11 protein-coding genes and 1 pseudogene are annotated in these 9,100 nt (G+C 33.4%); 2 read left to right on the forward strand and 10 right to left on the reverse strand.

Features of this window, described 5'->3' with window-relative positions; translation table 11 throughout:
- The 3 genes and pseudogenes from BMY14_RS20100 to BMY14_RS20105 all read right to left on the reverse strand — a co-directional run.
- Positions 1 to 93 (reverse strand): annotated as a pseudogene (locus tag BMY14_RS20100) (ATP-binding protein); the annotation flags it as partial.
- 506 nt (positions 94 to 599) lie between these two features.
- On the reverse strand, positions 600 to 746 hold the full coding sequence (locus BMY14_RS21270) for a sunset domain-containing protein (protein WP_483878445.1): 147 nt from the start codon (positions 744 to 746) through the stop codon (positions 600 to 602).
- A gap of 63 nt (positions 747 to 809) precedes the next feature.
- A complete protein-coding gene (locus BMY14_RS20105; protein WP_091835968.1) occupies positions 810 to 1,406 on the reverse strand; it encodes a DUF4236 domain-containing protein in 597 nt (198 codons plus the stop codon).
- 259 nt (positions 1,407 to 1,665) lie between these two features.
- Here BMY14_RS20105 and BMY14_RS20110 point away from each other — a divergent pair, with 259 nt between their 5' ends.
- Positions 1,666 to 2,265, forward strand: coding sequence for a sce7726 family protein (locus BMY14_RS20110; protein WP_091835971.1), 600 nt, complete (start codon positions 1,666 to 1,668; stop codon positions 2,263 to 2,265).
- Here the strand turns inward: BMY14_RS20110 and BMY14_RS20115 are convergent.
- Complete coding sequence (locus tag BMY14_RS20115; protein ID WP_177177685.1) at positions 2,198 to 3,316, reverse strand: beta family protein; 1,119 nt, start codon at positions 3,314 to 3,316, stop codon at positions 2,198 to 2,200. The two genes, BMY14_RS20110 and BMY14_RS20115, sit on opposite strands and share 68 nt — an antisense overlap.
- A 680-nt stretch (positions 3,317 to 3,996) precedes the next feature.
- Between BMY14_RS20115 and BMY14_RS20120 the strand changes: the two genes are divergently transcribed.
- On the forward strand, positions 3,997 to 4,344 hold the full coding sequence (locus BMY14_RS20120) for a mannan-binding lectin (RefSeq protein ID WP_091835977.1): 348 nt from the start codon (positions 3,997 to 3,999) through the stop codon (positions 4,342 to 4,344).
- Positions 4,345 to 4,997: 653 nt separating this feature from the next.
- Here the strand turns inward: BMY14_RS20120 and BMY14_RS20125 are convergent.
- The 6 genes from BMY14_RS20125 to BMY14_RS20155 form a co-directional block, all read right to left on the reverse strand.
- Positions 4,998 to 5,507, reverse strand: coding sequence for a hypothetical protein (locus tag BMY14_RS20125; RefSeq protein WP_218144942.1), 510 nt, complete (start codon positions 5,505 to 5,507; stop codon positions 4,998 to 5,000).
- A gap of 243 nt (positions 5,508 to 5,750) precedes the next feature.
- Positions 5,751 to 6,107 carry a hypothetical protein gene (locus BMY14_RS20130; protein ID WP_091835982.1) on the reverse strand — a complete coding sequence of 119 codons (357 nt, stop codon included), beginning with the start codon at positions 6,105 to 6,107 and terminating at the stop codon, positions 5,751 to 5,753.
- A gap of 183 nt (positions 6,108 to 6,290) precedes the next feature.
- Positions 6,291 to 6,713 carry a hypothetical protein gene (locus tag BMY14_RS20135; RefSeq protein ID WP_143063206.1) on the reverse strand — a complete coding sequence of 141 codons (423 nt, stop codon included), beginning with the start codon at positions 6,711 to 6,713 and terminating at the stop codon, positions 6,291 to 6,293.
- A 127-nt stretch (positions 6,714 to 6,840) separates the two neighbouring features.
- A complete protein-coding gene (locus tag BMY14_RS20140; RefSeq protein WP_091835988.1) occupies positions 6,841 to 7,269 on the reverse strand; it encodes a C-GCAxxG-C-C family protein in 429 nt (142 codons plus the stop codon).
- Positions 7,270 to 7,324: 55 nt separating this feature from the next.
- Positions 7,325 to 7,759, reverse strand: coding sequence for an NUDIX hydrolase (locus BMY14_RS20145; protein WP_091835990.1), 435 nt, complete (start codon positions 7,757 to 7,759; stop codon positions 7,325 to 7,327).
- A gap of 1,137 nt (positions 7,760 to 8,896) precedes the next feature.
- Positions 8,897 to 9,100, reverse strand: a 204-nt coding sequence (locus BMY14_RS20155) for a magnesium chelatase subunit ChlI family protein (protein ID WP_091835993.1), incomplete at its 5' end; no start/stop codon positions are given.

The following is a 9,100-nucleotide window of genomic DNA, read 5'->3' on the forward strand; positions in this document are numbered from 1 at the left end:
CAATGGACCAGATATTTTTTTTGTATATCTTTTTATTTCATTAGCGGTACAGGAACAAGCATGATCAGAATCCCCAAGAAATCCACACGGACAAGCGTGTCGTCAACAACATGGGGAGGTAAGACGGATTTTTCCTCGTTTTTGTTAAATTTGTAATGGATTGTAATATTCATATTAGATTTTTTTGATTCATCAATTGTAGCAACCGTAATCTTATCGACAATCGACATGATAATTTCACGTTTAAACTCTACTGTATTTTCGGTAGAGCTTATTTTATCTTTCAAGTGATTCAAAAGTTTTTTAGCAGAGGCCTGTGATGCAAATACATTCGACACACATTTTTCTTTTTCCTTAATATTAGTGGTGAAAACTCTAAATGATCCATCTGGATTTTTTTGCAATAGAGGACCGCCAATCTTATTATATTGGTTAATTAATGCGGTGATTTCGGCGGAAAAAGCACAGGCTAATTTTTTCGTTTGCCTAAATTCGGTTAATCTAGTATTTATATAAAAAGCTATTATTGATGTCAAAATACCTACAATAAATGTAAATAGTTCCTTGTTTTCAAGCATGTGATCTCAACCCTTTTCATTTTATCTCAATATATGCCTATATCCGGCAGCTTGTGCTTCTTTTTCCGTAAAGAACCATTTTGAAACATTTTTTGTGCGGCTATAGTATTGATCGCCAGGCAAGTGATAAATCATAGTGTCTTTTTTAGTGTCAATATGTCCTTTTATACCTTCACCATTCGGACCGGCACCCGTATATTGTCTTTCTCCTGATTGTTGTTTAGGTGGTTGCTATGCTGTTTGTTGTGGTGCGGCGGCTGCTGCTTGCACCGGAATTTGCTTTGGTGCTTCTACTGGCGGAACAACAGCTTTTACTTGAGTCGATGATGTTGTAGGTGGTGGCGATGGGGGAGAATCTTTTTTGTTTCCACCAAATAAGCACGAACCTATGAGAAAACATAAAAATATAATAGCTAAACAGCCAAGACAACTAGATTTTTTGTTCGGTGGTGGCGCAATCATTTTTTTATCATCGATAAAGTGCGACTCGGCATCAATGATAGTTGTTTCGTCGGTTCTAGGAGGCTCAGTGGTTTGAATTAACGAGTTTTTACATGTTGGACAAGCATTCCATTGTTTTCGCATACGATGACCGCAAAATGGACACTCTGTCATGGTATTACCGACAGGTTTGTCTAGTCGTTTGGTCAGTTGCACGGTATGCGATATTCCTGTTCCGGGTATACTGGTAGTAAGACGTGTACCTTTATCACTGATATTTAATTTAGCACCACGAGGACCAACCGAAAGGCTAGATATTCCTTTTTTGCTTAGGTTGAGGCGAATGCCCGGGAGCAATTTAAAAGATTTACGAAAATGCCATGCCATAGTTTCACATCCTTGTTTACATAATTTAAATAAGAGACAGATACATAAACCTGTGAACATATAAAGCTGTCTTCCATTGACAAACTATGTGAATTCGATATAATTAAAAATAAATCGTGCTATATGGAAACAGATAGTGCTTGTTGTATGACCGCCATGGATATTCGAGGGGCGGTTATTTTTACGGAATTACTAAAAATTTAAGGATCATAAGCATCTTGAAAAAATTGATGCTATGAAGGGGAGGCATATTAGCAACATGTATGATATAGATATTCGAATAATACTAAAAGAGTATCTTGCTCAAGAATTTGCTAATACTCATTCGATAATTGTTGATGAATTTAAAATTTGTTGGGGCGATGCAAGGGTTGATATTGCAGTAGTTAATTCAAATTTGCATGGATATGAAATAAAAAGCGATAATGATACGTTGGATCGATTACCAAGACAAATTGAATTTTACGGGAAGGTATTTGATACCATGTCCATTGTGTGTTCTAAAAAATGGCTGAGTGAATCTCGGCAGCTTATTCCGTCTTGGTGGGGAATTGTCGTAGCAGAAGAGATTGATGGTCGTGTTTTTTTGCAGCGGCGACGTAAAGAACGTTTGAATAAGAAAATTGATGTACGGAGCGTTCTCGAATTAACGTGGAAAGGTGAAGCATTAGGTATTTTAGAAGCACACAATGCTGTTCGAGGTTTTAAAAGTAAACCTCGATGGGACATTTGGGACCGGATTATTGAATTATTAGATAAAGAATCAATAAAACGAGCAGTCCGAACTTGCATCAAGGGACGAGATGGTTGGCGATCAGCTGAGACGATGAAGAGATTGATAAAAGTTGATTTACAGTAAAAGTAATGTGATGGTTTACTCCGGCTTGTATCCAGGTACCTGCATTTCCGGTATTACCAATATTATTAGCACAATCATTTATGCGTTTGTCTCCAATAGAATAATTCTGACCACAGAATATATTTGATGGATGATTGACAATAAGCTGAGTAAGTTTTCCATATTGAGAAAAACCGACAGGGCCATAAAGTTTTTCTCCTTTGGCGACATACCATTTGTTCTTTTGAGTATATCTGATATTACCAGTCATCATATTAATTATGATTTTAGGGTTTATTTTATCTGGCCACGATGGATCTTCCATAATATAATCGCCGAAAATTAAATTTGGAACTATATTTTTTTGCGAAAGTTGTTTCCAAAGTCCAAAATCTTCTCGTGGAAATTCTTTAACAGTATACTTAGGAATTCCGGCTAATGTTTTAGGAAACGTTGAAGCGGCAATAATAATTTTTCTGTAATTTTTTTTAGAAAGCAAATTTAAAATATTAGATAATTTTAATATGATATCGTTTATGTTTTTGGCTAATATTCCTTCACAGTCAATAATTATGTCGGTATCATATTCAGTTAGATTCATTTTAGAAATCAAAGTTGATATAGTAACTGTAATATTATTTGTGAAGTCAGCTTGTTTCAGTCTGATAGCAACTCCTCTATTAAAGGTGAGTATTAAAGGGATAGTGGATGTGATATAGTTTGTGGATTTATCTGTACCTATAACAGGAATTGCGGGTGTGCCATTTTTTTCAGCTTCATGTATGAGAAATTTAATGGGGTGGGAACCATCTGCCATGAGTTCACTATCAACTTGCTCACCATCTATCATAACAGGAGTGTTCAATCCCCAACTGTTTTTAAATTCTGAACCGAATTTAGATAAATGTTTATCAATAGTACTTTTATAGGCATTATTGTCAAAATCCCAAGCAATAGGTTGTACAATACATAACGGGAAAATATAAGATTTAATTTTTGGGTCTAGATTTTTCACAGCTCGTTTTTCAGCAGCTTTCCACTTTAATACAGGTGTATAAATCGGATTAAACATATTAAAAAACCTCCTTATAAACAATAAAAACCTATCCACACCGACTTGCATATCCCAAAGGTCTTGCTCATCTTGCATGAATAGGTTTCTTAATTTATTTCTCTGTCTCGTCATCTAAAAATACTTTTAAAGCCTCAATCTTACCGGCTTTTACAATCTCCGTTAGCTCTGGATTGGATTCCGGCTTCATAATTCAATTGCGAATGCGTTTTGCCATAAACCGTTTTTCTTCGTCCATGGTAGGGCGCTCATAAGTAATTGACATAAGACACTCCCTTTAAATGTACAAGGCATAGTACTTTAGAACTACACTTATTGTATTCTATTACTACTTAATGATTAATTCAACTAATTTATAAAATAAAAAATAAAGGGTATATTTATTTTATAAAGGGAAATAATAAAAGAGTATCATAAGTTAGAAGATCGTAAAATTCTTTATTATATGGCTAATACATCATTCAAACTATTAGTAAATAAATGTATTTAATTTACAGTTATTGCTAATGATTTGTGCTAATTACTCAATTATTGCAATAAAAATGAGTGAATAAATCATGAAAAATTTTGCTTTGGAAAATCATGTAAAAAGGAAAATAAATAACTTGACAAATAGGCCTTAAGTTGTAGAATGAAGTTGGAAAAGCGCTTTTCACAAAAAAATAATAGGAGGCTATTTTATGTCGTCATTTACGGTTGATGTTCCCGCAGGCCCAATATGGAATCAACAGGATGCGGAAAAGAAATGCCCTATGGTTTGTGCAGCACATTTAGGAAAATGGAATGGACAGTGGAAAACGGTTATTGAAGGAGAAATGAGTGTATGTGGTTGTACGTTTGATTTGCCATATACGGGGAGTGACTCCTACACAATGGATGTTTTAGCAGGGCCAATTTGGAATCAGGATGATTCTAAAGAAAAATGTCCTGTTGTATGTGCTTCATATGGTGGGGAATGGAACGGTCAATGGACAACGGTTATTGAAGGAAAAATGAGTGTATGTGGTTGTACGTTTAAGATCAAGTAAAATTGTTTTTTTCTTAGCTGTTGGAGTAAAGACATAAAGTGCATGTTTAGCGAGGGAATTTTCCCTCGCTATTTTATATTATGGAGCAGTGGCAGTATTACAATAATTTCCACCAATTCAAAATAAAAAATAGTTTAAAATATTTACTTTGAATTTACTATAGGCTATAATTAGACATAAAAAAGTGCTACCGATAAACGGTCGGCCCCAAAATATTTAGATTATAGTAATCCGCCTAGTTTTGGAGACCGGGGCGGATCACTTTTTTTGTAAAGTACCACAAGAACAACAAAGAACAATAATGTCACATTTGTTTCGTTCATGGGCATCACCCCATTTCAGGGGCAATATTGACCGCCTACCGCATGGTAGCACCTTAAAAATTATATCATAAGTGATATGACATAGACAATATGGAGCCATCTTTCGGGGTGGCTTTTTAATTTGTATGGTGATAATAAAATCAATGGGTCTCCAATTTATAAGTATTAAAAATACACAGAAAAAACGGCTCGCCTGAGTATCACGAGCCGTTTTTTTCTATGTATTTTATATTTGGAGAGCTTAATGAAGAGCATAGATATAGTATAACATAAATGAAAATGATTTTCAATATCAAATATTAAAATAATAATCAAGGCGAAGCTTTAATTTTATTTTTTAGATATAATGCTGGAGGCTTTTCCGGTATCAGTTTTTTCTGGAACTGTAGCAGCTTTTTTTGATTGTTTATCAGCATACCCTCGATCCATTACTTTTTGAAAATTATTATAAGCATAACTTAATGGATAGGTATTTATGTCATATTGCATAGAACCTTTTTGCAATTTTCCCCATTTTGGAGTATGGGGATATTTGGCTATTATATTTTTGTTTGAATCTATATATACATCTAGGTAATCGGAACCTATCATTTTATGTTCATTATCTAGACTAATACCACATAATTCAATCGAGGCATAAACATTTTGAAGTTTTTCTTTTTCTGATGGACTTATGCTATCAAGAAAAGTTTTCTTGCCATATTCCGTAAAAATAGATTTTTTGTAATATATTAACGTATGTGTACTTCCAACAATAATAGATTCATACTGAATACTGTCGAAATCAATATAGGTCTGGGCATCTTCTGATCTGACGATCATTATCCAATCTTCGGCCATGCATGTACTAGAAAATAAGGTAAGGCATAAAATAATAATCAATAAAATCCGTTTCAACTTATCAAATCCTTTTTTTATTTTATATTTATGTTAAACGTGATTTTATTTTTCAACAGATTCCAAGAGCTCAATCACGTATTGTTTGTACATAAATTCATCAAGGGTTATGGTACCTAAAACACATATCCGTTATCGATATAACTAGTCAAAACAAAAAGCCATCCTTCGGGGTGGTTTTTTTATTTATACGCTTTCAAGGCGTGATAATTTACTTATTTTAAAATTAACCAGTCCATTTTTTTCACTTAAAATTTTAAAAGCAGGTTCCAATAATACATGTAGTCCATCAAGGGTTAAATCAGGGGCTTTGTCAATTTTACATAAGAAGTTCAAAAGCACTGCCTTATTGACACAAACTTTATTTGGACAATTTTTACACCTGTCTAAATTATGTCTTTCGGCATTTACATAAATGTAGAACTGCCTTCCTGATGTTATGACTTGATTATCAAACAGACATTCCCGTATAGCATTGGCAATTGTAGGAGGATTCTTGTTTCCGCCTTCTTTTAACTTACAAGAAAGATAGAATTCAATCATACTTTATCAGCACCTCTGTTATTATTTTCAAATTCTGGATTAACTATTTCCTTTAATAAGCATCTTTTTAGAATTTTTCTATAAAAAGCCTATCCATATCGACTTACATAGATCCAAAAGGTCTTACGTGTCGTGCTTGGATAGGTTTTTATAAACTTAAATTCAGCTTATCTGTAAGAAAAATTAGACTATCTCACCAGATGGAAGATTGTCAGTATCATTTACATTAGACTTGGATTCTGATTTATTCTTAGAAGCATTAAGAAATGTGTTTGCAGCCTTCTCGCCATACAATTGTTTAAACAACATAATTGATTCTTTAAATGAGAAACTGTCAGGGGCAACATCAATTGGCGGTTCATCGCGAAGTGAGCTATATGAAAGGCTACCATCTTCACTTTGAGCAATGTTTTTAGGGACTTGTATCTGTATGTTTTTTGTATTGAAGTCGTAATTGTATATTACTGTGGTTTTAGCTGTAATACCGTCAGTTTGATCAAATTCGATATTATTGCATTGAATCGTGTAGTAGGGTGGGGCATATTTTACAGATTTGATAGAAGCTTTATCCAGATAGGTAGGTATTAAAGGTTGTGCCGGAATCAATTTTTGTATACTCGTCTGGACTATCATCATATTGATTGGCAAAACAAATACTGCTTAAAATTGCCATAAATATTATAACCAAAAAGATTGTTCATTTCATTTTATTTTATATATTCTCCTTTTGAACTTATAAAAATTTAGCGTTGTCTTTTAAATATTCAGCAGTGAAATTTACAGCCTTATTTGATAACCCTTCACACAGATGTGGAGGATTATGTGCATTAAACCCTTGAGGCCGCAATTTGCTACATGATAGGCTGCCAAATTCTTGTTCGAAATCTTTTGCGAAACAATAACATAAATCAACTATCTTTTCTGTTAGTAGTCCGTTTTTTTTACCCCAGATTCCTATAAACATTAAAGAGCCTTCTACTAAGCCACATTGCGCACCAAAACCACCAGCACCATGCATACCAACAGCAGAATCGATTACCTGCAGGTCCAATTTTAAATCATGTAACTCTGTTAATATGTTAAGCATAACTGTTGCACAATTAACATCTTCATTCCAATAATAAGTATGTACTTTTTCACGAATGTACTCTTCTTGAATCATTTTTTCATCTCCCATTATCCCAACGTGGCAATATTATTTTGAGTGGCTTTTTAAATTATACGACTTCAAGAGGTTCTGAACTATGTTTTGATCTTTGACGAAGAAGCCGTTTATTTAATTCCCATAATGCATTTTTATTGCTATGCCATTCTAGCAGCTCAATAGCTTTTTCAAAACAAACCCATGTGAAATCGGTATGTTCTTTTGAAATCGTAATATTCTTTTCTCTTACCTCAATACCAAAACAATATTCAGGGATTACATAAGTTTCATTTCCCCATAAAAACTTGCCAACAACATATTCAACGGGAATTGTAGCTTTAGAATCCAACGGGGTAAACTGATTAGTGATGGACATTCCACTTTCTTCTAGGGTTTCTCTTTTAGCAGTTTCCAGTGGAGTTTCGTCAAATTCACCGCCACCAGCTATTCCTTGCCAAATATCCATATCTTTTCTCTTAAAGAGAGCATACTCGATTTGGCCCTGCATCACATCTACTACATAGTATGGAAGAATTAATACTTGAAACGGTGCTCTTTTTTTGACATAAAATCATCTCCGATTATGGGATTGTTGTCACTTGAAAATAAATTTTAATGCTTTCAATGTATCAGCTTTTTATAACCTTTCCTTAGGAAAGCGAAAAACAATAAAAGGTATTAAATTTAATCCTGGAACAAATGATAATATCATTAAGGTGACAGTTTTATATTTTGAGAATGACGCATCGTGGCATCTTATATAAATATAAAGAGTATTAAGTATGCAAATCATTACTATAAAAAAAATGATGGTTTCTAATTGTAAGTTATTGCAGGAATAAATATTATTCATAATAGAAACCAAAAATAAGAAGAATATTGCGTACCGTAGTCTATTAATATATTGTTTTCGCAAGAAAAAATTTTTAGTCATATAATTATTCTTCCTCCATGAAGTGCAGTACAACATATTTTCCGATAGTCGAACAATATGCCATTTGTAAAACAGTTTGTATTTTATAAAACAAAATATTTTAAATCAGGGCAGAGAAAAATTCTGTCCTGATTTTTTTAATACACAGGTTTTTCAAATAAATTAACCCTCAACCGGACTATTTCCGGTACTACCATAAAATATTCAGCAAGGGAGCTTATGCCATCAATTATGTCTTAGCCTGTATTTTAAATCATTAAGTACTTCATCGGTTACTTTGATTTGGAAGTATTCAATAGACATAATGATTCTCCTTTCAAACACACATATCTGTCATCGATATAACGAGCCAAAAGGATAAGAGACACTCAAATACAATTTAAAGAATTAAGGGTTTCAGTTCGTTGAATCGTACTAGGCTTTACGTATTTCAAGATTATCCACTTCATTTTTTTCGCTTGAAATTTTAAAAGCAGGTTCCAATAATATATTTAGTTTATCCAGCGTTAAATCAATAGTTCTGTCAATTTCACATAAGAATTGTAAAACAGTCACAGTGTTAAAATTTTTGAAATTATATTTTGCGGCATTTACATACATATAAATTGTCTTCAGGAAGTTATAATCTGATTATTAAACAGATAGTTTCATCTTGCAATGGTGATTAAAAAAGGCTGTTTCCCTTATCATGATAATAATCAGTTTGTTTTATTATATCTGTATTAGATTATTCCTAAGCTGAACAGCTTCCGCTGCATGGCGATCAGTGATGTGTTCAGAATGATCTAAATCAGCAATCGTACGCGACACCTTAATAATCCGGTCATATGATCTTGCACTTAGACTCATCTTTTTAAAAACCAACTCTAAAAGTGATTCTGCTTCGGGAGTCAATGCACAGTGCCGCTTAAGCAT

Source organism: Propionispira arboris, assembly GCF_900109225.1.
GTDB classification, from domain to species: domain Bacteria; phylum Bacillota; class Negativicutes; order Selenomonadales; family Selenomonadaceae; genus Propionispira; species Propionispira arboris.

What these genes read in the sequence shown, in the direction of transcription:
- BMY14_RS20115 (WP_177177685.1), bottom strand. Translation starts at nt 3,316, where the DNA reads ATGTTTAATCCGATTTATACACCTGTATTAAAGTGGAAAGCTGCTGAA.
- BMY14_RS20130 (WP_091835982.1), bottom strand. Translation starts at nt 6,107, where the DNA reads ATGATTGAATTCTATCTTTCTTGTAAGTTAAAAGAAGGCGGAAACAAG.
- BMY14_RS20125 (WP_218144942.1), bottom strand. Translation starts at nt 5,507, where the DNA reads ATGGCCGAAGATTGGATAATGATCGTCAGATCAGAAGATGCCCAGACC.
- BMY14_RS20105 (WP_091835968.1), bottom strand. Translation starts at nt 1,406, where the DNA reads ATGGCATGGCATTTTCGTAAATCTTTTAAATTGCTCCCGGGCATTCGC.
- BMY14_RS20145 (WP_091835990.1), bottom strand. Translation starts at nt 7,759, where the DNA reads ATGCAGGGCCAAATCGAGTATGCTCTCTTTAAGAGAAAAGATATGGAT.
- BMY14_RS20110 (WP_091835971.1), top strand. Translation starts at nt 1,666, where the DNA reads ATGTATGATATAGATATTCGAATAATACTAAAAGAGTATCTTGCTCAA.
- BMY14_RS20120 (WP_091835977.1), top strand. Translation starts at nt 3,997, where the DNA reads ATGTCGTCATTTACGGTTGATGTTCCCGCAGGCCCAATATGGAATCAA.
- BMY14_RS20140 (WP_091835988.1), bottom strand. Translation starts at nt 7,269, where the DNA reads ATGATTCAAGAAGAGTACATTCGTGAAAAAGTACATACTTATTATTGG.